This window comes from Aeromonas sp. 55A, assembly GCF_051919665.1.
GTDB lineage: Bacteria > Pseudomonadota > Gammaproteobacteria > Enterobacterales > Aeromonadaceae > Aeromonas > Aeromonas veronii.
Genome location: NZ_JBQBEH010000008.1, coordinates 3155938 through 3179314, shown reverse-complemented (window position 1 = coordinate 3179314; position 23377 = coordinate 3155938). Strand labels below are relative to the sequence as shown.

Genomic DNA, 23377 nt, shown 5'->3' with positions numbered 1-23377 from the left:
ATGCAACACTGCGGTATTTATGAACAGCTCATTACTCAACTGCTGACATCTCGACTTGACCGCGAGCGCTTTTACGTAGGGGAACGCCAACTTGAGCCTGCCGAAGCGGCAATCTGGTTATCGCGATTTCTGAGCCGGGTTTTGGAATATGCGGTGGGTTCGGTTACTGGAGAGGATCAGCTGCAACGGCAGATTGAACTGGCTAACCAGTTATTGCTTTGGCTAAAGGATCGCACCCAAGACCCAGACTTTATTGGCGAGAACCTCATCGATAGTCAGGGGAAAATTCTGACCGCGCTCTACCAGTTAGATAACCCCATCTCAGCCAATTTAAAGCAATATGCCGAAGATATTTTCCCTCTGACCGGACTGACACAAAGTGAGCTGTTCTGCGGCAGCAATGCGGGTTTGTCGATGGAGTCGGAGATTAAACGGGAGATATTATCTGCAGATAGCATCTGCTGGCTGGTCTCATTTATCAAATGGGCAGGTATCCGTATTTTCCGTCATGAGCTGGAAGAGTTCACCCGCAGCGGCCGCCAATTAAAAGTAATTACTACCTCTTATATGGGGGCAACCGACGCCAAGGCAGTTGAATTTTTAGCCAACCTCCCCAATACCGAAGTCAAACTCAGCTATAACACCCAGCGCGAGCGGTTGCATGCCAAGAGTTATCTCTTTTGCCGAAATACCGGCTTTCATACCGGCTATATAGGTTCATCCAATCTCTCTCACTCTGCTCTCACCAGTGGCTTGGAGTGGAACCTAAAAATCACCTCGCAAGAGATCCCTCATATTATCGAGAAATCCCTGAGTACCTTTGAGACCTATTGGGAATCCGATGATTTTGAGCTGTTCGATGGCAAGCTCGAAAGCCGCAAGAAATTACAACATGCCCTGCAAGAGGCCCGTGGGGATGGGGACAAAAATAACCCGGCCTATTTCTTTGATATCGCGCCGTTTCCCCATCAACAGGAGATCCTTGAGCAATTGGCGATGGAGCGCACTTTACACCAGCGCTTCCGTAACTTGGTGGTTGCGGCCACTGGTACAGGGAAAACCCTGATCTCCGCTTTTGATTTTGCGCGTTTTCTGAAAACCAAACCCAACGCAAAGTTCCTGTTTGTCGCCCACAAAGAGGAGATCTTGCGCCAAGCATTAGCCTCGTACCGCGGTGTGCTCAAGCAATCCAATTTTGGCGAACTCTTGGTCGGCGGTGCCGTGCCTACTCACTACCGTCAGCTATTTGCCTCGGTGCAATCCTTGAATAACCAGCTGGCTAATTTACGTCTTAGCCCAGACTATTTTGATTACATCGTCATCGATGAAGTTCACCATATTGCGGCAGCCAGTTATCGTGGTCTGCTCGCTGCCTTTGCACCTCACATTCTGTTGGGATTGACCGCAACGCCAGAGCGCCATGATGGCAGTGATATTCTCGCTGACTTTTGTGGTGTCATCGCAGCAGAGATCCGCTTGCCAGAGGCCATCAATCGTCGCCATCTCTGTCCGTTCCAATATTTTGGTATCGATGATGATACAGACTTGCGCCAAGTGACTTGGAAAAATGGTCGTTATGACATCACAGAGCTCACCAATATCTACACCCATAATCAGCAGCGGGTACAGAAAATAGTCCAAAGCCTCTATGAGATCGTCACCGATATTACCAAGATCAAAGCGCTGGCATTTTGTGTGAGCCGTGAACATGCCGATTTTATGTGCAAGGCCTTTTTATTGAAGGGCATCAAGGCTGACATCCTCACCAGCGATAACCGAGACGAGCGTCATAGCAAACAACAAGATTTGCGTACCGGCGTTATCAATATTCTCTGCGTGGTAGACATCTTCAACGAAGGTGTCGATATCCCGGAAGTCGATACCTTGCTGTTTTTACGACCAACGGAAAGCCTCACTATTTTCTTGCAGCAATTAGGGCGGGGCCTGCGGCTGGCGAACGATAAAGAGTGCTGTACTGTGTTGGATTTTGTTGGCAATGCTCGCGCAGAGTATGATTTTGCCCAGAAATTCCGGGCTCTGGTGGGTAAAACCAATAAGGCGATCAGCCACGAAATCAAACAAGGCTTTCCCCATGCCCCATTGGGTTGCCGCATCGAACTCTCAAAACAGACCCAAGAGTTAATTCTGAGCAATATCAAGAAGGCGACTCTCAATACCTCGCGCCTCATGGGCCTGATCCGCCGTTTCTCACAGGATTGCGATTTACCGCTGACACTGGCGAACTTTTTGAAGTTCTACCCCCACATCAGCCTTGAGGAGATCTACAAGCGCGGCAATTGGAGCACCTTGGTCAAACAGGCCCGCAACCACACTGTTTCTGAAATGAGCGATGAGAAGCTGTCGACCCTCTACACCCGGGCCATCAAAACCCGACTATTGGGTTGCGATGCGCTCCATTACTTGCACTTCTTACAAACCTTGGTGAAAAGCGCCTTTACCTTAACGGCTGAGCACGATGAGCGGATGGCCTTGATGTGCCATTACGACTTCTGGCAACAGAGCGGACCCAACGCCGGCTTTAGCTCCTTGGCGCACAGCCTGAAACAACTCAATCAACCAGAGTTGAGAGCCGAGCTGGCAGATCTGTTGCCCATGCTGATCAACCGGGTGCAACACGAGCAACTGGCCATGCCTGACCTTCCCGGCAATCCACTGCAACTGCATGCCCGTTATGCCAGAGAGCAGGTACTGGTTGGCTTTGGCGCGACCACCTTCGCGCAGCAACCCACGGCTCGCGAAGGGGTCTATGTCATCGCAGAGCAAAATATCGAGTTGCTGTTCGTTACCTTGAACAAAACGGAGCAGCACTTCTCCCCCACCACCCGTTATCACGACTACGCCATCAACGAGTCGCTGTTCCATTGGCAGAGCCAAAACAGCGCTCGCCCAGAGCGAGGTAAGGGGCTGAGTTACATAAACCACAGGGCAGAGGGTAAGCGCGTGTTTCTGTTCGTTCGTGAGCAGAGCAAAGATGAATTTGGCCGCACCCTTGGCTTTGTGAACTTTGGTGAGGTGGAGTACGTATCCCACAGCGGCAGCCAACCGATGAACATCAAATGGCGCCTAATGACCCCAATGCCGCCTTTTATGTGGAAAGAGGCAGCCAAGCTCGCGATTGGCTAACCGCTATGAGTGGTGAAAAAGCCGATGAGATCTCGCACAGATCCACGCTGATATTGGCCATTTGACTAATAACCATGCGGCCTTGCGGTTGTTTAACGTGCCCTAACATCAGATAATGTTGCGGCCTTCAAACCGGATACCCGACCTTCGATGACTGAATACCTGCTTTTATTGATCGGCACAGTGCTGGTTAACAACTTCGTGCTGGTGAAATTCCTCGGCCTCTGCCCCTTTATGGGGGTCTCGGGCAAGCTGGAAACCGCTATCGGCATGGGGCTCGCCACCACCTTCGTGATGACCCTGGCCAGTGCCTGCTCCTATCTGGTGGAACACTACATTCTGGTGCCGCTGGAGATCGCCTATCTGCGCACCCTCGCCTTTATTCTGGTGATCGCCGTGGTGGTGCAGTTTACCGAGATGGTGGTGCGCAAGAGCAGCCCGACCCTCTACCGCCTGCTGGGGATCTTCCTGCCCCTCATCACCACCAACTGCGCGGTGCTCGGGGTGGCGCTGCTGAGCATCAACGAGCGTCATGACTTCGTGCAGAGCGTGAACTACGGCTTTGGCGCCGCCACCGGCTTCTCGCTGGTGCTGATCCTGTTTGCCGCCATGCGCGAGCGTCTGGTCGCCGCCGATGTGCCCGCGCCGTTTCGCGGGGTCTCCATTGCCATGATCACCGCCGGTCTGATGTCTCTGGCCTTTATGGGCTTTACCGGCCTCATCAAGATATAACCATGATCCATATTCTTTTTGCCATTCTGGTGCTGACCCTGCTGGCGCTGGCGTTCGGGATTATCCTGGGCTTTGCCGCCGTCAAGTTTCATGTGGAAGCAGACCCCATCGTCGATCAGCTCGATGCCCTGCTGCCCCAGACCCAGTGTGGCCAGTGCGGCTATCCCGGCTGCAAACCCTACGCCGAGGCGGTTGCCAACGGCGATCAGATCAACAAGTGCGTACCCGGTGGCGAGGCCACCATGCGCAAGATTGCCGACCTGATGGGGGTCGAACCCCAGCCGCTGGGCGGCAGTGACGAGGCCGCAGTGCCGGTCAAAAAGGTCGCCTTTATCCACGAAGATCAGTGCATCGGCTGCACCAAGTGCATTCAGGCCTGCCCGGTGGACGCCATCGTCGGCGCCACCAAGGCGATGCATACCGTGATTGCCAGCGAGTGCACCGGTTGCGATCTCTGTGTCGATCCCTGCCCGACCGACTGCATCGAGATGATTCCGGTGCCCACCACTGTCGATAACTGGAAGTGGGATCTCAATAACGTGCATGTTCCGGGCAAGATTCCGGTTAAGTTGGTGGAGTAACCATGCAGTCTTTACTTGAACGCATCAAAGCCGGGAATATCTGGGACTTTCACGGTGGTATTCACCCCGCCGACAACAAACTGCAATCGAGCCAGAGCCCGGTCGAGCAGGCCGGTCTGCCGCCGCGCCTGATCATTCCGCTGCGCCAGCACGCAGGCGCCGCCGGTGACCTGCTGGTGCAGGTGGGTGACAAGGTCAAAAAAGGGCAGCCGCTGACCCGTTATGCCAAGGGGCGGATCGTCCCTGTCCATGCCTCTACCTCGGGCACCATCACCGAGATTGGCAACCACACGGTCGCTCACCCTTCGGGGCTTGACGATCTCTGCGTCATCCTCACCCCCGATGGCGAGGATGAGTGGGGCGAGCTCGACGGCAAACCCGATTACTGGAATCTGGAGCGGGGCGAACTGCTCGAGCGCATCCAGCAGGCGGGCATTGCCGGTCTTGGCGGCGCCGTCTTCCCCACCCACAGCAAGCTCGATGGCCGCGGCCAGCTCACCGAGATCCTGATCGTCAACGGGCTGGAGTGCGAACCCTATATCACCACCGACGATCGGCTGATGCAGCAATACGCCGACGAGATCATGGATGGCATTCGGGTGCTCAAGCACCTGCTCAAACCGAAACTCACCCTGATCGGGGTGGAAGACAACAAGCCCGAGGCGATCACCGAGCTGACCCGACACGCCACAGACCCGGATGTGCTGGTCAAGACGGTGCCGACCAAGTACCCCTCGGGCGGTGCCAAGCAGACCATCGAGCTACTGACCGGCCGTCAGGTGCCCAAAGGTGGCCGCGCGGTCGATATCGGCATCATGGTGCTCAACGTCGCCACCGTGTTTGCCATCAAGCGCGCCATTATCGACGGCGAGCCGCTGATCGAGCGGATCGTCACCCTCACCGGCGACAGCTTCAAGAAGCCCGGCAACGCCTGGGTGCGCCTAGGTACGCCGGTGCGCTGGCTGCTGCAGCGCTTCGAGCTGCAACCGGAAGCGGATCAGCGGGTGATCATGGGGGGCCCCATGATGGGCTTTACCCTGCCCCACGCCATGGTGCCGGTGGTCAAGGCGACCAACTGTCTGCTGGCACCGACGCAAGCCGAACTGCCCGCCCCCGGCCCGGAGCAGGCCTGCATCCGTTGCAGCGCCTGTGCCGATGCCTGCCCGGCCAGCCTGCTGCCGCAAGAGCTCTACTGGTACAGCAAGGCCAAAGAGTACGACAAGGCCGAGAAACTCAACCTGATGGACTGCATCGAGTGCGGTGCCTGCGCCTGGGTCTGCCCGAGCGAGATCCCGCTGGTGCAGTACTACAAGATCGCCAAGGATGACATTCGCGAAGCCCGCGCCGAGGCCGAAAAGGCCGAGCGCGCCAAGCAGCGTTTTGAAGCCAAGCAGGCCCGTTTCGAGCGGGAGAAAGCGGCCCGCGAAGCGCGCCACGCCGAAGCCGCCGCCCAGCGCCGGCAGGCGATGACTGCCGCAGGCGGGGAAGATCCGGTGGCAGCGGCTCTCGCCCGTATCAAGGCCAAGCAGGAGGCGCCCATCACCGCCATTGCGGCCACCGGCGAAGGCGTGCCCGACAACAGCGCCGTGATTGCTGCCCGCGAAGCGCGCAAACGGGAAGCGGAAGCGCGCCGCGCTGCCAAACTGGCGGAAAGCGCAAACAGCGAAACAGCCGCTGCGCTGCAATCCACCGAGGCGGTTGACCCCGCCAGCGATCCCAAGAAAGCAGCCATCGCTGCCGCACTGGCCCGCGCCAAGGCCAAGAAAGCCGCTCAGGCTGGCGAGAGCGCCGAGCCTGTGACTGCCGAAGCCGTTGCTGCCCCTGCGGTAGATGCTGATCAGCAAAAGGCAGAGGTTGATCCGAAAAAGGCAGCGATTGCCGCCGCCATTGCCCGTGCCAAAGCCAAAAAGGCCGAAGCCAGTGGCGAGCCGGTAAGCGCAGCCAACAGCGCGGCAACTGAACCAGACACCCAAAGCGATGCGCCCGTCGATCCCAAGAAAGCGGCTATCGCTGCAGCCATCGCTCGTGCCAAGGCCAAGAAGCTGGCCCAGCAGGGTGACAGCGCTGAGGACGATCTGACAGACACCGCCGGCACCAGCGAAACGGCTGCAACCCAAAGCGATGCGCCATCTGCGGCCAGCGAAGCGGTTGATCCCAAGAAAGCCGCTATCGCCGCTGCCATTGCCCGCGCCAAGGCCAAAAAGGCAGCCCAGCAGGGCGAGAGTGCCGGTGCTGAAGGTGCGCTGAGTGAGCCTACTGCCAGCGCACAGACCCGCGACGTGGCGGTAGCCAAGAGCGAAGTAACCACCAGCCAAAGCGATACGGCGGCCAGCGAAGCAGTTGACCCCAAGAAAGCCGCTATCGCCGCTGCCATCGCCCGTGCCAAGGCCAAAAAACTGGCCCAGCAGGGCGCAAGTGCCGGTGCTGAGGGTACGCAAGGTGAGCTATCAGCAAGCGCGGAGACCCGCGACGTGGCGCTAGCCAAGAGCGAAGTAACCACCAGCCACAGCGATACGGCTGCAAGTGCAGCGGTCGATCCCAAGAAGGCCGCTATCGCCGCTGCCATCGCCCGGGCCAAGGCCAAAAAACTGGCCCAGCAGAGCGCAAGTACCAGTGCTGAGGTAGAAAATGCCGGAACTGAGGGTGAGCGCGCACCGGCCGAGCCGATGCAAAGCGATGCAGCCAGCAGTGAGCAACCACTTGCCGTCACTGCCGCGCCTGAAGCGAGCGCCCCTGTGGCTGATGCCCCGGTTGATCCGAAAAAAGCGGCCATTGCAGCCGCGGTGGCCCGCGCCAAGGCGAAGAAGCTGGCGGCCGAGGCGGCCAGAGCAGCAGAGACTGCCGCGGAAGATGCCCCGTCAGCCGACCGAACAACCACAAGGTAATCGACAGACTCATGTTCAATATTGCGACTGCGCCGTTTGCCCATAACCGCAAACAGACCCGAACCCTGATGCTGCTGGTGATCCTGGCCTGCATGCCGGGCTTGCTGGCCCAGACCTGGTTCTTCGGCTGGGGCTCCTTTATCCAGATCCTGCTGGCGCTGGTCACTGCGCTGCTGTGCGAGGCGCTGGTGCTCAAGCTGCGGGGCCGCGCCATCAAGCCTGCCCTGATGGATGGCAGTGCGGCGGTCACCGCCGTGCTGATCGGTCTCTCCCTGCCGCCGCTGCTGCCGTGGTGGATGCTGGTGGTGGGCACTGCCTTTGCCATCATTGTCGCCAAACACCTTTACGGCGGACTGGGTCAGAACCTGTTCAACCCGGCCATGGTCGCCTATGTGCTGCTGCTGGTCTCCTTCCCGGTGCAGATGACCAGCTGGCTGCCGCCGGAGAGCGTGCGCGCCTACAGCCTCGGCTTTGGTGATGCGGCGTCGGTGATCTTTACCGGCTTTAGCCTCGACGGCTACAGCATGGCCCAGCTCAAGCAGGGGGTGGATGGTCTCACCATGGCGACCCCCCTCGATACCCTGAAAACCGGCCTGACTCAGGGTCTCACCACCGGCGAGATCCTGAGCGGCCCGCTGTTTGAGGGTTGGGGCGGAATCGGCTGGAGCTGGGTCAACCTCGGCTATCTGCTGGGCGGCCTGTTCCTGCTGCAACAGAAAGTGATCAACTGGCGCATTCCCACCGCGATTCTCGGTGCCCTGCTGGCGGCCTCCACCATCGGCTATCTGGTAAGCCCGGATGCGACTGCCACGCCCATGTTCCATCTCTTTAGCGGCGCGACCATGCTGGGGGCCTTCTTTATCGCCACCGATCCAGTCAGTGCCTGCACCACGCCGCGCGGCCGACTGGTCTATGGCGTGCTGATCGGGGTGCTGGTCTACATCATCCGCCGCTTTGGCGGCTATCCCGATGCGTTCGCCTTTGCCGTGCTGCTGGCCAACCTTTGTGTGCCGTTTATTGACAGCCTGACTCGCCCGAAAGTGTATGGAGCTCGTCGCCAATGATGTTTCTGCCCTTTTCCCCCATCACAGCTGACGGAGCCCGGACATGTTAAAGAGCATGCGCAAGAACGGCCTTATTCTGGCGATGTTCGCGCTCGGCTGTACCGCGCTGGTGGTACTGACCAACGAACTGACCAAGGATAAAATCGCCCACCAGCAGCAGCTGGAGAAACAGCAGACCCTCTCGGTATTGCTGCCGGAGGGAAGCTATGACAACGATCTGGTGGCCAGCTGCAAGCAGGTGACCAGCAGGAAGTATCTCGGCAGCGATCAGCCGCAGGCCCTCTATACCGCCAGCAAAAATGGCGTGGTAACCGGCTATGCGCTGGAGGCGATCGCGCCGGATGGCTACAGCGGGGCGATCCGCATCGTGGCGGGCTTTGATGCCAAGGGCACCATCACAGCCGTGCGCGTGCTCGCTCACAACGAGACCCCGGGCCTCGGTGACAAGATCGAGCTGAAGAAATCGGACTGGATCAACAGCTTTGCCGGAAAATTCCTGACCCATGACAACGAGCCCCAGTGGGCGGTGAAGAAGGATGGCGGCGAGTTCGATGCCTTTACCGGCGCCACCATCACCCCGCGAGCCGTGGTCAAGGCGGTGAAGAACCTGCTTAAACTGCAGCAGGAGCAACCCGAACTGCTCAGCAACGCCCCGGCTTGTCCGGCGGCGAACTAACGGAGTCGAGCCATCATGAACCAGATGGAACAGATTGAAACGGGCGCAACCCCGCTTGCCGAGCTGGAAAGCCGCAAGGGCGAGCTCAAGGAGCTGATGAGTCAGGGGCTGTGGAAGAACAACCCCTCGCTGGTGCAGGTGCTGGGGCTCTGCCCGACCCTCGCCGTCTCCTCCACCTTTACCAATGCGCTAGGGCTGGGCCTTGCCACCATGGCAGTGCTGGTCTGCTCAAACCTCGCCGTCTCGCTGGTGCGCAACTGGGTGCCGAAGGATATTCGCATCCCGGTCTATGTGATGATCATCGCCTCGCTGGTGACCAGCGTACAGCTGCTGATGAACGCCTACACCTATGGCCTCTATCAGGCGCTCGGCATCTTTATCGCCCTGATCGTCACCAACTGCGTCATCATCGGCCGCGCCGAGGCCTATGCCTCCAAGAACCCGCCGCTGCTGGCGGCCCTCGATGGCCTGATGATGGGCCTTGGCTTTACCCTGGTGCTGCTGGTACTGGGCGGCATGCGCGAGATCATCGGCATGGGCACCCTGTTTGATGGCGCCGAGCTGCTGCTGGGCGAGTGGGCCAAATCCCTGCGCGTCGAGCTGTTCCACGCCGATGCCAGCCTGCTGCTGGCGATTTTGCCGCCGGGCGGCTTTATCGGGCTGGGGCTGTTGATCGCCGCCAAGAACGCCATCAACGACTGGCGGGACCGCAAACAGGCCGCTACCGTAGCCCACTGCAACGTTGCCCCGGCTCGCGTCCGGGCGACCGAGCTATGATCGGACGCAAGGCATGAACAACCAGAAACGCAGAGATATCCTCGAGCGACTGCGGGAAAACAATCCCCACCCCACCACAGAGCTCAACTTCAACTCGCCGTTCGAGCTACTGATCGCCGTGCTGCTCTCGGCGCAGGCGACCGATGTCAGCGTCAACAAGGCGACCGACAAGCTCTATCCGGTGGCCAACACCCCGCAGGCGATGCTGGATCTCGGGGTGGACGGGCTCAAGGAGTACATTAAGACCATTGGCCTCTTCAACACCAAGGCCGAGAACGTCATCAAGACCTGCGCCATCCTGCTGGAGCGCCACGGCGGCGAGGTGCCGGAGAACCGAGAAGCGCTGGAAGCCCTGCCCGGCGTCGGCCGCAAGACCGCCAACGTGGTGCTCAACACCGCCTTTGGCTGGCCCACCATCGCCGTCGATACCCATATCTTCCGGGTCTCCAACCGCACCGGCTTTGCGGTAGGCAAGAACGTGGATCAGGTGGAGGAGAAGCTGCTTAAAGTGGTGCCCGCCGAGTTCAAGCTTGATGTCCACCACTGGCTCATCCTGCACGGGCGTTACACCTGTCTGGCTCGCAAGCCCCGTTGTGGTTCCTGTATCATCGAGGACCTCTGCGAGTACAAAGAGAAGGTCTATCCCGAGAACTGATAGCCTCGCAACCGAGATTGAAAGCAGTACACATCACCAACCCGGAGAACTGAGCAATGAGAATTCTGCATACCATGCTGCGTGTCGGCGATCTGCAACGCTCCATCGACTTCTACACCCGCGTCCTCGGCATGAAGCTGCTGCGCAAGAGCGAGAACAGCGAGTACAAGTACACCCTGGCCTTCGTCGGCTACGGTGACGAGAAAGATGAAGCGGTGATCGAGCTGACCTACAACTGGGGGGTGAGCGAGTACGAACTGGGCTCTGCCTACGGCCACATCGCGCTGGAAGCGGACGACATCTATGCCACCTGCGAAGCGCTGCGCGCCGCCGGTGCCAAGATCACCCGCGAGCCGGGCCCGGTTAAAGGCGGCACCACCGTGATCGCCTTCGTCGAAGATCCGGACGGTTACAAGATTGAACTGATCGCCAAGAAAGATGCCGGTACCGGCCTGGGTGACAGCTTCTAAGCTATCCGATTCCCGCTGCCGAATGGCAGGATCAAAAAAGAGCGCAGATGCGCTCTTTTTTTATGCTTCTCTGACCGGGGACGGCGCTAGATCTCGCCGTTACGCCCCATGCTGATCACCACTCGCCGGTTTTTGGCACGCCCCTGCTCCGTTTCGTTGGAGGCGACGTGCTGCTTCTCGCCATGCCCCTCCACCGAGATCTTGCCGGGATCGATCCCCAGATCGACAAACACCTTCTTGATGGCATCGGCCCGCTTCTCGGAGAGTTTCAGGTTCGGCCAGCGGCCGCCATAGCTGTCGCTGTAGGCATCGATCACCACCACGTCGATGCTCTTGTCCGCCTTGATAAACTCGCTGATCATCGCCAGCCGCCGCTTGGAGGGGATGGAGAGCTGATCGCTATTCTTGTCATAGGTAAGCACGCTAAAGGCGATGTCGTTGAAGCTGTAGGGCAAGAGCCCGCTCAGGCAGTCGATAAAGGCCTGATATTTGACCCGAAAGTTGACCGACGACAGCGACACCCGCACCGCGCGGTTCTGGCGATACCAGTCCCGATACTGGAAGGTCGGCATCCGCCCCCCCTCCAGCTCGTCGAGCATGGTCCAGGCGGTTTGCCCCTCCACCAGCCCATCGAACTGCTGATAGAAGCGCAGTTGACTCACTTCTCGCCCGGCTATCCCCGGGCGCCATACCGGCGGCATGATGCCAAGGCTCACCGTCTGGGTCTGGGCCTGTGGCCGCTTGCCCTTGAGCTCGAAGTCGAGGTTGATCTTGCGCCCGGCGCGGCTGACAAAAGCCCCTGTTCCCCAGTTGGGAATAGGATGCTCGAGGCGACACTCAATCTGGGTATCGGAGGTCAAACGCCAGACGGATTGATCCAGACCGGCACCAAATTCGGTGACCCCAGCCTGTAACTGCATACTCACGGATATGCTGACCAACCCCAACACCCAAGCGTTCAATTGCTTGCCCTCCACACGATCTCACAAGGGGTATCGGCCAGGGAGGGACAAGCTTTAGCGCAAATGGATCAGTGGGGAGAGGCTCTCTCTATCAACTTGAAGCTGGCAATTCGTCCAGCCAGCTCCCGTGCCAACTGATCCAGTTCGACACTATTCTGCTGCAGGGTGACCGAGTGCTGGCGATGGGCCTCGTACACTTCGCGGATGGTCATTACGTTGTGCTGGATATCGTCCGTTACGTAGCGCTGCTGCTCGGTTGCGGTAGCCACCTGCGCCGTCATGTCACTCACCTTGCGCACCTCATTGACGATGTCGGTCAGCTCGTGACCCGCCCGCTGCGCTTCACTGACGCTGAGGCCCGCCTGCTCGCTGCCCGACTGCATGGCCACCACCGCCTGACGGGCTCCAGCCCGCAAACGGGAGAGCATCTGTTCGATATCATCTGCCGCCTGCTGGGTACGGGCAGCCAGTGAACGAACCTCATCGGCGACCACGGCAAAGCCGCGCCCCGACTCACCGGCACGGGCTGCCTCAATGGCGGCATTGAGGGCCAACAGATTGGTGCGATCGGAGATCTGCTTGATGAGGTTGAGTGCCTCGACGGCGGACTCGGTATCCTGATGCAGGTTGTTGACCAACAGCCGGGTCTCGTCGAGGGTGCCAGCCACCTGCTCGATGGCGGCGATAGTCTGATCCACCTCCTTGTCCCCCTGCCGGGCACGGCCAATGGCCTGCTGGGTCGCCAGTGAGGTCTGGGTCGCATTGCGAGCAATTTCGGCCACCGTCGAAGCCATTTCCGTTGCGGCGGTGGCAACCAGTTCAACCTGACCGACGCCACGCACCACACCTTCATTCACTTCGGCAATCACCTCGCTGGAGTTGCTGGCACTACGGGTCAATATCTCACAGGAGCGGCGCACCTCCAGCAACAAGCCTTCCAGATGCTGCAGAAAGTGGTTGAGATCCCGCGCCAATGCCCCAAGCTCGTCACCCGATTGCCAGTTGACCCTCACCGTCAGATCATTGTCATTGACGAGCCGTGAAAAGGTGCGATGCAGAGCGACGAAGCCCAGATGCACATCCCGCAGCACCTTCCAACTGATGAGGGTAGTCAACAGCAGGCAGCACAGAACCGCCATAGCCCCCCACCAGAAGTTGCGCTGACTCTCTCCCTGCATCTGCTCAACCCGTTCGAACAACTGCTGGAAGAGCTGATCTTCGCCCTGTTTGAGCTGGTCGATCTTCTCGGTGCTCACGGCAAACCAGCGCTCCGGATCGACGCCAAAGCTCCCCTCGGTCATCTTGCCGAGGGCGAGCTGCTCATATTTCGCGACCTCTGCCATCACCGGACTCTTCTCAATTTGCTCAAGCAGGCGTCGCGCGGCTCGCTTGCCACGGCGCGAAAACGCTCCAGATAGCTCTGCTGGGCAGCGAGCAGGGACATAAATTGCTGCAAGGTAGCCGGGGTGAAACTCCCTTTGGCAAAGACATTGCTGAGTGTCGCCCGCTCCATCCCCATACGCTCCTTGTTTTGCAAAAATGCGGCGTAGGCATTGGTCTGCAAGGCAATAGCGGCATCCTGGCTACGCAGACTAATCTCATCCACGACCTTGAGCAGAGAAGCAATCAACTGGCTATAAAAGGCGACCTGACGGGGGGCCTCTATGGCCAGTTTGTCCACCTGATCGCGGATCCCCATCAACTCGCGCAAAGCCAGATCCACCTGCTCGTGGGCAACCTCCCTCTCCAACCCCTGAAAGCGATGAATGGCTTCATCAACCTGTTGCCGCTGACGTGGCAGGGCATCTGCAAATTTGCGCCCTTCAGAGCCGATAAACCCCGCCGACATGCCACGCTCCTTTTGCAGCTCGTGCACCAACTGGGCGCTGCGTTCGACCACAGTCAGCTGCTGCAGGGCTTGCGTCATCTCATGGGTCACCCGATATCTGTCGTATGCGTAGTGGCTGGCGAAAAACAGCAGCGCCAATAACGGCAGGCAAATTGCCAGCAACATCTTGCCGGCCAATCCGAGTCTGTTCATCCCGCACTCCTGTCATTTTTATCAACGCGTTGATTATATCCGGCCTGCTCGCTTATGCCGCTGACGACATCTGCCATTGGCCAGAACCATGAGCTGCATCAACCATTTTCTGTAGATGGCCACGCAGCCCCCCCATAGCCCAGCCCAATGGTCAGGTCGAGACAGCCAGAGAGAAACTCGCTACAGTAGATCAGGTCGACAGGAGGTCGCTTGTTTGGGGAATCCAGCCATGAAACACCCGCTCTGCCCGCTTTACCGTCTGGGTTGCGCCCTCTTCGCGGCGACCCTGCCCATGGCGTCACTCGCGGCCAGTAACAACCTTGACGATCAGGAGGAGGACTGGGCGCAAAAACGGGCCAATGCGGTGATCTCGCTGATGACTTTCAGCGTGGTGCCGGACATCACCGCCAGCAACCTGGACATCGGCAGCAGCACTGGCCAATCTTCTGCGCTCAACATGGGGCAACTGGGAGGCGGCGCAACCCTGAGCGAAGCCGTGCCCATCTATCTGGAGGGGGCGCTGGGCTACAGCCGCTACGACCCCCAGTTTGTGATAAGCAATGGTACCGAAAGTCGCACCATACCGACCAAGTGGAATAGCCTGACCGCCTCGGGCGGGATCGGCTGGGATGTCACCCTTCACAAAGATCCGCGTGGCGGCCACTGGGTGCTGCGCCCCATAGCCAACGTCTCGCTCGGTACCATGGCCAGTGACCTGCGGATCGGCAACTGGCTGCTGGATCGTACCAAGGGCTACTCGCTGGACTTTCTCGATGGGGGTCAGCTCAATATGTACGGGCTGGGTGGCTCGCTGATGCTCGATTACGAACTCTTTTCACCGGCCCAGGACATAGATGCCGAACTGCGCTACTCCTATCAGCACCTGCAGAGCTTTGGCGGCACCTCGACCAGCGTCCGTGGTCACGCCGAGGCGGAGAACCTCGGCCTCTATCTGCGCCGCCGCGCCCCGCTGTTCCACTGGACCCTGCTCGACAGACCGGTGCGCTATGTACTGGAGGGGGCTCATACCGCATATCTGGGGGAGCAACGGGGGTTGCTTGGCTTTGACTCCCTCAACTCCATCGGCGCCGGTCTGGAGCTGGACAGCAGCAAGTACGACATCATTGTCACCCGTACCCGGCTGGTTGCCCGCTACATGTTCAGCCACAACACCAGCGGTTATTCCATCGGGCTGGCCATGAGCTTCTAACCCGGGCTGCCAGAGGGCCACCCTCCGAGTCGCATCATGCAGCTATCACCGCCACCATAAAAAACGCCAGCCTTGCGGCTGGCGTTCTCATTCAGGTTGAAGTGACTTATTTCAGATCGAAACGGTCATTGTTCATCACCTTGACCCAGGCCTTGACGAAGTCTCGGACGAACTTCTCCTTGCCATCTTGCTGGGCATAGACCTCGGCGTAGGCACGCAGCACCGAGTTGGAGCCAAACACCAGATCAACCCGGGTAGCAGTCCACTTCACCGCACCGCTCTGGCGATCCACGATCTGGTAACTGTTGCGGCCAGTCGGCTGCCAGCTATAGGCCATGTCGGTCAGGTTGACGAAGAAGTCGTTGCTGAGCACCCCGACCCGGTCGGTAAAGACGCCGTGGGCCGACCCGCCATGGTTGGTGCCAAGCACCCGCATACCGCCGACCAGCACAGTCATCTCGCGGGCGGTAAGCCCCAGCAACTGGGCACGGTCGAGCAGCATCTCCTCCGGCTGCACCTTGTAGTGCCCCTTCTGCCAGTTGCGGAAACCGTCGTGCACCGGCTCGAGGAAGGCGAACGACTCGGCATCGGTCTGTTCGGCGCTGGCATCGCCCCTGCCAGGCGCAAAAGGGACGACGATATCGACGCCGGCAAGTCTGGCCGCCTGCTCCACCGCGGCGCTGCCCCCCAGCACAATCAGGTCGGCGATGCTGACCGGCTTGCTCAGGGTGGCCTGCAGGGCGATCAGGGCGTTGAGCACCTTCCCGAGGCGAGCGGGCTCGTTGCCTTCCCACTCTTTCATCGGCGCGAGGCGGATGCGAGCACCGTTGGCTCCGCCGCGATAATCGGAGCCGCGGAAGGTGCGGGCACTGTCCCATGCGGTGGCGATCAAATCGGCTGGCGCCACGCCGCAGGCCAGCAGTTTGGCCTTGATCTCACTCACCTCTTTGTCAGAGAGCTGGTAATCCACCGCCGGAACCGGATCCTGCCACACCATGACTTCGCTCGGCACTTCCGGCCCCAGATAGCGGCTGCGCGGCCCCATGTCGCGGTGAGTCAGCTTGAACCAGGCGCGGGCAAAGGCGTCGGAGAAGAGCGCCTGATCCGCGGCAAAGCGCTCGGAGATCTCCCGGTATACGGGGTCAAAGCGCAGCGCCATGTCCGCATCGGTCATGATGGGGTTGCAGCGGATGGAGGGGTCTTCCACGTCCACCGGACGATCTTCCTCCTTGATGGCGACGGGCTCCCACTGCCAGGCACCGGCCGGGCTCTTCTTGATCCACCAGTCGTGGCCCAGCAGCATCTTGAAGTAGCCGTTGTCCCAGCGGGTCGGGTTGCTGGTCCAGGCCCCTTCAAGGCCGCTGGTCACCGTATCACGACCGATGCCGCGGCTCTCGTGGTTGATCCAGCCCAGCCCCTGCTCGTGCACATCGGCCCCTTCGGGAGCGGGCCCCAGTTTGGCAGCGCTGCCGTTGCCGTGGGCCTTGCCGACGGTGTGGCCACCGGCGGTGAGGGCGACGGTCTCTTCGTCATTCATCCCCATGCGGGCAAAGGTAACGCGCATGTCGTGGGCGGTTTTCAGGGGATCCGGGTTGCCATCCACCCCTTCCGGGTTGACGTAAATCAGCCCCATCATCACCGCCGCCAGCGGGTTCTCCAGATCCCGTTCGCCGCTGTAACGGCTCCCTTCGCTGCCGCTCGGCGCCAGCCACTCCTTCTCGGAGCCCCAATAGACATCTTTTTCCGGATGCCAGATATCCTCGCGGCCACCGGCAAAGCCGAAGGTCTTGAGCCCCATGGATTCATAGGCGACATTGCCCGCCAGGATCATCAGGTCAGCCCAGGAGATCTTGTTGCCGTACTTCTGTTTGATCGGCCACAGCAGACGACGCGCCTTGTCGAGGTTGCCGTTGTCTGGCCAGCTGTTGAGAGGAGCGAAGCGCTGGTTGCCGGTGTTGGCACCGCCACGGCCGTCGGTAGCGCGATAGCTGCCGGCGGAGTGCCAGGCCATGCGGATCATCAGGCCGCCATAGTGGCCCCAGTCGGCCGGCCACCAGGGCTGGCTGTCGGTCATCAGGGCATGGAGATCGGCCTTGAGGGCATCGTAATCGAGGCTGTTGAAGGCGTCGGCATAATCGAAAGCCTCATCCATCGGATTGGTCTTGCGGTCATGCTGATGCAGGATGTCGAGGTTGAGGGCATTGGGCCACCAGACTTGATGCTCCTGGCTGGCAGAGGTATTGGCACCGTGGGCAAAGGGGCACTGACCGGCCCCGCTAGCGTGTTTGTCCATCTTCAGATCCTCATTGTGGTCATAATGACGGCGAAACCCTTCGCTTCGCAGTTGAGACTAGCCTACCCCCCACCACCCACTTAAAAAACCGAATAAAAAAGTTCAATTCAATCTGGTTTTACGATTGAACTATCTCGTCACCGGGTAACAAACAGAACAATGCAGGCGCGGGCAGAGTAGTAGCGTCATAGATCACACAAGCTTGTTGAACCCACTGTTAACATGTGGCCATTGCACATCAGACGACAGCGTTGAAATGGACTTCACACCTGTTATTGCGGTTCTGCTGGGCCAGCTCTGGTATCTGCTGCCCCTTCTGCTGATTGCCACCCTGATCAAAACGCCCAGGTTTAAGGGGATGGATGGGGAGGCATTTATCAACTTGGGCATCCGGCTGTTTCTCGACCAGCGGGAGTACCATCTGCTCAAGGATGTTACGCTGCCTACCCCGCAGGGAACTACCCAGATCGACCATGTGCTCGTCTCGCGCTTCGGGCTATTTGTGATCGAGACCAAGAACATCAAGGGGTGGATATTTGGCAATCCAGCCCACAAGAGCTGGACCCAGCAGCTCTATCGCCGCAGACATACCTTTCAAAATCCCCTGCGCCAAAACTATCTGCACCTGATGACGCTCAAATCCTTGCTGGGTCTTGCTGATCATCAGCTCCATTCGATTATCTACTTTATTGGCGACTGCACCTTTAAAACCCCCATGCCGGATAACGTGATGAACCGCGGGCTTATTCGCTATATCAAGAGTAAAACCACTCAGGTGCTGACCCCTGCCGAAGTCACCAGAGTGATCGACACCATCCAGCGAGGACGACTGGCCGCCAATTGGCAGACCCATAAACAGCATGTGGCGCAGTTGAAAGCCCGTCACAGCGAGGTTCCCCACCCACCTTTATCCGTAGCTGCAATGTCTGTCGTCAATCAGGTGGTGAACGCCGCACCAATCACCATCGAATCGCTCACCCAAGCAAATCCACTATGCCCCAGATGCGGCAATCTGATGGTATTGCGTGCCGCCAAACGTGGGGATAACCGAGGCAATCGGTTTTGGGAATGCAGTGGATACCCCAAATGCAGATTCATTGTAAATCTCACAGGGAACAGCAAGGCATGAACTGCCACACAAGGGCAAACGTCCCCTGACATCAAGGGCGGCCAATTGGCCGCCCTTGATGCTTCTTAGCGAATAGTCGCCATCTGCCGCACGCAGCGTTGTTCTCTATCATCCACCCGCTTGGCAAACCAGGCGGTGGTGAGGTTGCGGGTAATTTTCGGACTCTTTAGCTGAATGCCGGGCAGGATGGCGCGGGGCAGTCGCTTGCCCGCTTGCTTGTCGGCCAGGGTAAAGATGCGATGGTAGAGATCGGTCTCGGCAAATTCGGCGGTATCCCCTTTGCGCAGGCTCTGGTGGATCGCCTGCGTGCTCATATTGACCCGGTTGGCGAGGGTGTAGACGGCAAGCTCGGTGTTGCCCGGCAGATCCGAGTCATAGCGGATCAGATCCCCGTCCAGCGCCAGAGTTTTGCCGCTCAAACGGCTGACGGCGGCCTGAAAGGCGGCATTGCGACTGGCGTACCAGCCAGCGTTGAAATCGGCAAAGCGGTAGAGGGTATCGGGGTACTCCGCTTCATAACCGAAGATATGCTTGGTGCCAAACCAGATGCCGCCGCGACGGGTAAAGACTTCGTGGCGGATGGAATCCTTGATTGGATAGGGGTAGCCACGGGCGTTGGCCTCGGCAAAGGCGATGCTCACCTGCATCGGGCCACCAGTATGCACCGGGTTGAGGTTGCCAAACAGCGTCTTGCCCATCGGCAGCATGCTGATCATATCTTCAAAGATTTCACTCATCTCCCGTTCGGTACGCAACTTGTCGATCCGCTCGGCATAGCTCTTGCCGGTGGGCGAGTTGATGGAGAGCGCGGCCCGCACCATAAATTCGGGGATCAGCAGCTTGGCTGCCCGTGAGTTGATCTCTTTCCAGGCGATCTTGCCAAGGCCCGGCACCACGGGGTCGGCCTGATAAGTGGCTTCCTGCTCCGCCACCGCCAGCACGCTACAGACATTGTGATCATTGACCGTCACCCCCTGGGTGGTGAGCGCCGTCACCACGTCGTTGGCCCACCCCTGTTTGTCAGGCACCTGACGGGGCAAGAAGCGCACGATGCGGCTCTTCATATCCGCCGGTTTGCGCGGCTGCATGGCAGGCGGCGTTTTGGGGTTGCTCACGCTCGCCTCTTTGGTGGGCGCGGAGGCGGGATCACTGGCACAACCAGCCAGCAACAAGGCAGAGCAGAAGGCAAGAAGACGACAGGAAGGCAAAGCGGTCATAAGCATGTCCATTTTTTGTTGGCCCTACAGGCAGCGCCGCTGGCACTGCACTGACAAGCAAAGTGGGGCCATTGTAGAGGATTGCCTGCTGCAGTTGAAACCCGCGCTCGCAGCATCCCCTCCCCTTGCCAGCTTTTGCCACCCCACGCGCCATCCGTTGTCTGCGATGCGGAAGACATGACCTTCTTCAAGGATTCACCCGGCCCGAACCGAACGGTGAGCGCCTGATAAAAAGAAACCCCCGCCATCGCTGGCGGGGGTTGGTCGTCTGGCAAGTCGGGCTGATGCCCGCTGCAAACTCTTAGCGGTTTTTCACCTTCTGGTGCAGCTCCTGCACCGAGTTGACGTTGGCGGTGGCATCCACGCTGATGGCCATGCAGGTGGCAAACGCCTCATTCATGGTGGTGGTGTAAGCCACTTTGTTTTGCAAGGCGGCGCGACGCAGCTGCTTGGAGTCCTGGATCGCCACCCGCCCTTCGGCGGTGTTGACGATGTAGGTGTACTCGCCATTCTTGATGCGGTCGAGAATGTGCGGGCGACCTTCGTGCACCTTGTTGACCAAACGCGGGTTGATGCTCGCTTCACCCAGCGCGACCGCGGTGCCGTGAGTGGCATCCAGCTCGTAACCCAGCTCCAGCAGCTTGGCGGCCAAGTCGACCACCTGCGCCTTGTCGCTGTGACGCACTGACAAGAGGGCACGACCCTCTTTCGGTACGGCGTGGTTGGCACCCAACTGCGCCTTGGCATAGGCCTCGGCAAAGCTGCTGCCCACCCCCATTACCTCACCGGTGGAGCGCATCTCTGGCCCCAGCAGCGGGTCAACCCCCGGGAACTTGGCGAACGGCAGTACCACCTCTTTCACCGAGTAGTAGGGCGGGATGATCTCTTTGGTGAAGCCCTGTTCTTGCAGCGACTGACCGGCCATCACGCGGGCGGCAATCTTGGCCAGCGGGGCACCGGTCGCCTTGGAGACGAACGGCACGGTACGGGCGGCACGCGGGTTCACTTCGATGAGGTAGATGTCATCGCCCTTGACCGCGAATTGCACGTTCATCAGGCCGATAACGCCGAGCTCCAGCGCCAGCTTGCGCACCTGCTCGCGGATCTCGTCCTGAATTTTCTTGGACAAGGTATAGGGAGGCAGGGAGCAACCGGAGTCACCGGAGTGGATACCGGCCTGCTCGATGTGCTCCATGATGCCGCCGATGACTACATCGGTGCCGTCGCAGATGGCATCCACGTCCAGCTCGGTCGCATCGTCCAGGAAGCGATCCAGCAGCACTGGCGATTCGTTGGAGACGCTCACCGCCTCGGCGAAGTAGCGACGCAGATCCTGCTCGTCATAGACGATTTCCATGGCGCGGCCACCCAGCACGTAGGAGGGGCGAACCACCAGCGGGTAGGTAATGCGCTCGGCCAGCAGCACGGCCTGCTCCAGCGCGGTGACGGTGCCGTTTTCCGGCTGCTTGAGGCCGAGGCGCTCGACAGCAGACTGGAAACGCTCACGGTCTTCGGCGCGGTCGATGGCATCCGGGCTGGTACCGATAATCGGCACGCCGTTGGCTTCCAGTGCACGGGCCAGTTTCAGCGGGGTCTGGCCACCGTACTGAACGATGACGCCCTTGGGTTTTTCGATGCGCACGATTTCCAGCACATCTTCCAGGGTCACCGGCTCGAAGTAGAGTCGATCCGAAGTGTCGTAATCGGTGGAGACGGTCTCCGGGTTGCAGTTGACCATGATGGTCTCGTAACCGTCTTCGCGCAGGGCCAGCGCCGCGTGCACGCAGCAGTAGTCGAACTCGATACCCTGACCGATACGGTTCGGGCCGCCACCGATGATCATGATCTTGTCACGGCTGCTCGGGGCCGCTTCGCACTCCTCGTCATAGCTGGAGTACATGTAGGCGGTGTTGGTGGCGAACTCGGCGGCGCAGGTATCGACCCGCTTGTAGACCGGGAAGATGTTGTGGCGGGCACGCAGCTTGCGCACTTCCCCTTCGGCCACACCGAGGATCTTGGCCAGACGGGCATCGGCAAAGCCTTTGCGCTTGAGGGCGCGCAGGAAGTCGGCATCGAGACCGGCCATGCCGCGCTCTTTCACCTCTTCTTCCAGTTTCACCAAGTCTTCAATCTGTACCAGGAACCAAGGGTCAATCTTGGTCAGCTTGAAGATGCCATCCATGGAGAGACCGGCGCGGAATGCATCGGCGATGTAGAAGATACGGTCGCTACCGGCGTCCTGCAGCTCGTGACGGATGCGGGTCAGGGAGTCCGGGGCATTGAGGTCAACCATGGGGTCGAAGCCGGTTTTGCCGGTTTCGAGGCTGCGCAGCGCCTTGTGCAGGGACTCCTGGAAGTTGCGGCCGATGGCCATCACTTCACCGACCGACTTCATCTGGGTCGTCAGACGGTCGTTGGCACCGGCGAATTTTTCGAAGTTGAAGCGCGGCACCTTGGTGACCACGTAGTCGATGGCCGGCTCGAAGGAGGCCGGAGTACGGCCGCCGGTGATGTCGTTCATCAGCTCGTCGAGGGTGTAACCGATGGCGAGCTTGGCGGCGATCTTGGCGATGGGGAAACCGGTCGCCTTGGAGGCCAGCGCAGAGGAGCGCGACACCCGCGGGTTCATCTCGATGATGACCATGCGGCCATCTTTCGGGTTGATACCGAACTGGACGTTGGAGCCGCCGGTCTCGACACCGATTTCGCGCAGCACCGCCATGGAGGCGTTGCGCATCAGCTGGTACTCCTTGTCGGTCAGCGTCTGGGCTGGCGCGACCGTGATGGAGTCACCGGTGTGGATACCCATGGGGTCGAAATTTTCGATGGCGCAGACGATGATGCAGTTGTCGTTGCGATCCCGCACCACTTCCATCTCGTACTCTTTCCAGCCGATCAGCGACTCGTCGATGAGCAGTTCTTTGGTCGGGGAGAGATCCAGACCGCGCTCGCAGATCTCGACGAACTCTTCGGTGTTGTAGGCGATGCCGCCACCCGAGCCGCCCATGGTAAAGGAGGGACGGATGATGCAGGGGAAGCCGACCATCTGCTGCACGCCCCACGCCTCTTCCATGTTGTGGGCGATGCCGGCACGCGGGCACTCCAGGCCAATGCTGCGCATCGCCTTGTCAAAGCGGGAGCGATCTTCGGCCTTGTCGATGGCGTCGGCGGTGGCACCGATCATCTCGACACCGAACTCGGCCAGCACGCCATGCTTCTCCAGTGCCAGTGCGCAGTTGAGCGCAGTCTGGCCACCCATGGTGGGCAGGATGGCGTCCGGGCGCTCTTTCTTGATGATCTCGCGCACCACTTCCCAGGTGATGGGCTCGATGTAGGTGGCGTCTGCCATCTCCGGGTCGGTCATGATGGTGGCCGGGTTGGAGTTGACCAGAATGACGCGGTAGCCCTCCTCGCGCAGGGCTTTGCACGCCTGGGCGCCGGAGTAGTCAAATTCGCAGGCTTGGCCGATGACGATGGGGCCGGCGCCGAGGATCAGGATGCTCTGAAGGTCGTTACGTTTTGGCATGAAACTCTTTCCTCT

General features: G+C 59.6%; 16 protein-coding genes and 1 pseudogene. 11 read left to right on the top strand and 6 right to left on the bottom strand.

Annotated elements, in window-relative coordinates; all coding sequences use genetic code 11:
- From ACTG2G_RS18725 to gloA, 9 genes are all read left to right on the top strand, one after another.
- The gene (locus tag ACTG2G_RS18725; RefSeq protein WP_439985734.1) at positions 1–3144 is read left to right on the top strand and encodes a DUF3427 domain-containing protein; all 3144 of its coding nucleotides are present in this window, start codon (positions 1–3) and stop codon (positions 3142–3144) included.
- Between the two features lie 150 nt (positions 3145–3294).
- Entirely contained in the window at positions 3295–3876 is a 582-nt protein-coding gene (gene rsxA, locus ACTG2G_RS18720; RefSeq protein ID WP_439985733.1) for an electron transport complex subunit RsxA, read from the top strand.
- 2 nt (positions 3877–3878) lie between these two features.
- Positions 3879–4457, top strand: a complete 579-nt coding sequence (gene rsxB, locus ACTG2G_RS18715; RefSeq protein WP_033113573.1) for an electron transport complex subunit RsxB — start codon at positions 3879–3881, stop codon at positions 4455–4457.
- A gap of 2 nt (positions 4458–4459) precedes the next feature.
- Complete coding sequence (gene rsxC / locus ACTG2G_RS18710; protein WP_439985732.1) at positions 4460–7342, top strand: electron transport complex subunit RsxC; 2883 nt, start codon at positions 4460–4462, stop codon at positions 7340–7342.
- An 11-nt stretch (positions 7343–7353) separates the two neighbouring features.
- Positions 7354–8406: an electron transport complex subunit RsxD gene (gene rsxD, locus ACTG2G_RS18705; RefSeq protein ID WP_307895127.1), complete on the top strand. Its 1053-nt coding sequence runs from the start codon at positions 7354–7356 to the stop codon at positions 8404–8406.
- A gap of 43 nt (positions 8407–8449) precedes the next feature.
- Complete coding sequence (gene rsxG, locus ACTG2G_RS18700) at positions 8450–9082, top strand: electron transport complex subunit RsxG (RefSeq protein ID WP_005359614.1); 633 nt, start codon at positions 8450–8452, stop codon at positions 9080–9082.
- A 15-nt stretch (positions 9083–9097) separates the two neighbouring features.
- Complete coding sequence (locus ACTG2G_RS18695; RefSeq protein ID WP_407704662.1) at positions 9098–9859, top strand: electron transport complex subunit E; 762 nt, start codon at positions 9098–9100, stop codon at positions 9857–9859.
- Positions 9860–9872: 13 nt separating this feature from the next.
- Entirely contained in the window at positions 9873–10514 is a 642-nt protein-coding gene (gene nth, locus ACTG2G_RS18690) for an endonuclease III (RefSeq protein WP_439985731.1), read from the top strand.
- Positions 10515–10570: 56 nt separating this feature from the next.
- On the top strand, positions 10571–10984 hold the full coding sequence (gene gloA, locus ACTG2G_RS18685; protein ID WP_005337610.1) for a lactoylglutathione lyase: 414 nt from the start codon (positions 10571–10573) through the stop codon (positions 10982–10984).
- Positions 10985–11070: 86 nt separating this feature from the next.
- Here the strand turns inward: gloA and ACTG2G_RS18680 are convergent, their stop codons facing one another.
- From ACTG2G_RS18680 to ACTG2G_RS18670, 3 genes and pseudogenes are all read right to left on the bottom strand, one after another.
- Positions 11071–11946: a flagellar protein MotY gene (locus ACTG2G_RS18680; RefSeq protein ID WP_005337611.1), complete on the bottom strand. Its 876-nt coding sequence runs from the start codon at positions 11944–11946 to the stop codon at positions 11071–11073.
- Between the two features lie 68 nt (positions 11947–12014).
- A complete protein-coding gene (locus tag ACTG2G_RS18675) occupies positions 12015–12740 on the bottom strand; it encodes a methyl-accepting chemotaxis protein (protein WP_439985916.1) in 726 nt (241 codons plus the stop codon).
- 462 nt (positions 12741–13202) lie between these two features.
- Positions 13203–13795: pseudogene (locus ACTG2G_RS18670) on the bottom strand (nitrate- and nitrite sensing domain-containing protein); the annotation flags it as partial.
- Between the two features lie 484 nt (positions 13796–14279).
- Between ACTG2G_RS18670 and ACTG2G_RS18665 the strand changes: the two are divergent.
- On the top strand, positions 14280–15197 hold the full coding sequence (locus ACTG2G_RS18665; RefSeq protein WP_227343024.1) for an autotransporter domain-containing protein: 918 nt from the start codon (positions 14280–14282) through the stop codon (positions 15195–15197).
- 106 nt (positions 15198–15303) lie between these two features.
- Here the strand turns inward: ACTG2G_RS18665 and katG are convergent, their stop codons facing one another.
- A complete protein-coding gene (katG, locus tag ACTG2G_RS18660; protein ID WP_421254903.1) occupies positions 15304–17490 on the bottom strand; it encodes a catalase/peroxidase HPI in 2187 nt (728 codons plus the stop codon).
- A 256-nt stretch (positions 17491–17746) separates the two neighbouring features.
- Here katG and ACTG2G_RS18655 point away from each other — a divergent pair, with 256 nt between their 5' ends.
- Positions 17747–18619, top strand: a complete 873-nt coding sequence (locus ACTG2G_RS18655) for an NERD domain-containing protein (protein WP_429205823.1) — start codon at positions 17747–17749, stop codon at positions 18617–18619.
- Between the two features lie 65 nt (positions 18620–18684).
- On the opposite strand, the gene ACTG2G_RS18650 is transcribed toward ACTG2G_RS18655, so the two are convergent.
- Complete coding sequence (locus ACTG2G_RS18650; RefSeq protein ID WP_439985730.1) at positions 18685–19836, bottom strand: DUF1615 domain-containing protein; 1152 nt, start codon at positions 19834–19836, stop codon at positions 18685–18687.
- A 301-nt stretch (positions 19837–20137) separates the two neighbouring features.
- Positions 20138–23362: a carbamoyl-phosphate synthase large subunit gene (carB, locus tag ACTG2G_RS18645; protein ID WP_043825646.1), complete on the bottom strand. Its 3225-nt coding sequence runs from the start codon at positions 23360–23362 to the stop codon at positions 20138–20140.
- Positions 23363–23377: the final 15 nt, after the last annotated feature.

What these genes read in the sequence shown, in the direction of transcription:
- ACTG2G_RS18725 (WP_439985734.1), top strand. Translation starts at nt 1, where the DNA reads ATGCAACACTGCGGTATTTATGAACAGCTCATTACTCAACTGCTGACA.
- rsxA (WP_439985733.1), top strand. Translation starts at nt 3,295, where the DNA reads ATGACTGAATACCTGCTTTTATTGATCGGCACAGTGCTGGTTAACAAC.
- rsxB (WP_033113573.1), top strand. Translation starts at nt 3,879, where the DNA reads ATGATCCATATTCTTTTTGCCATTCTGGTGCTGACCCTGCTGGCGCTG.
- rsxC (WP_439985732.1), top strand. Translation starts at nt 4,460, where the DNA reads ATGCAGTCTTTACTTGAACGCATCAAAGCCGGGAATATCTGGGACTTT.
- rsxD (WP_307895127.1), top strand. Translation starts at nt 7,354, where the DNA reads ATGTTCAATATTGCGACTGCGCCGTTTGCCCATAACCGCAAACAGACC.
- rsxG (WP_005359614.1), top strand. Translation starts at nt 8,450, where the DNA reads ATGTTAAAGAGCATGCGCAAGAACGGCCTTATTCTGGCGATGTTCGCG.
- ACTG2G_RS18695 (WP_407704662.1), top strand. Translation starts at nt 9,098, where the DNA reads ATGAACCAGATGGAACAGATTGAAACGGGCGCAACCCCGCTTGCCGAG.
- nth (WP_439985731.1), top strand. Translation starts at nt 9,873, where the DNA reads ATGAACAACCAGAAACGCAGAGATATCCTCGAGCGACTGCGGGAAAAC.
- gloA (WP_005337610.1), top strand. Translation starts at nt 10,571, where the DNA reads ATGAGAATTCTGCATACCATGCTGCGTGTCGGCGATCTGCAACGCTCC.
- ACTG2G_RS18675 (WP_439985916.1), bottom strand. Translation starts at nt 12,740, where the DNA reads ATGGCTTCGACGGTGGCCGAAATTGCTCGCAATGCGACCCAGACCTCA.
- ACTG2G_RS18665 (WP_227343024.1), top strand. Translation starts at nt 14,280, where the DNA reads ATGGCGTCACTCGCGGCCAGTAACAACCTTGACGATCAGGAGGAGGAC.
- katG (WP_421254903.1), bottom strand. Translation starts at nt 17,490, where the DNA reads ATGGACAAACACGCTAGCGGGGCCGGTCAGTGCCCCTTTGCCCACGGT.
- ACTG2G_RS18655 (WP_429205823.1), top strand. Translation starts at nt 17,747, where the DNA reads ATGGACTTCACACCTGTTATTGCGGTTCTGCTGGGCCAGCTCTGGTAT.
- ACTG2G_RS18650 (WP_439985730.1), bottom strand. Translation starts at nt 19,836, where the DNA reads ATGACCGCTTTGCCTTCCTGTCGTCTTCTTGCCTTCTGCTCTGCCTTG.
- carB (WP_043825646.1), bottom strand. Translation starts at nt 23,362, where the DNA reads ATGCCAAAACGTAACGACCTTCAGAGCATCCTGATCCTCGGCGCCGGC.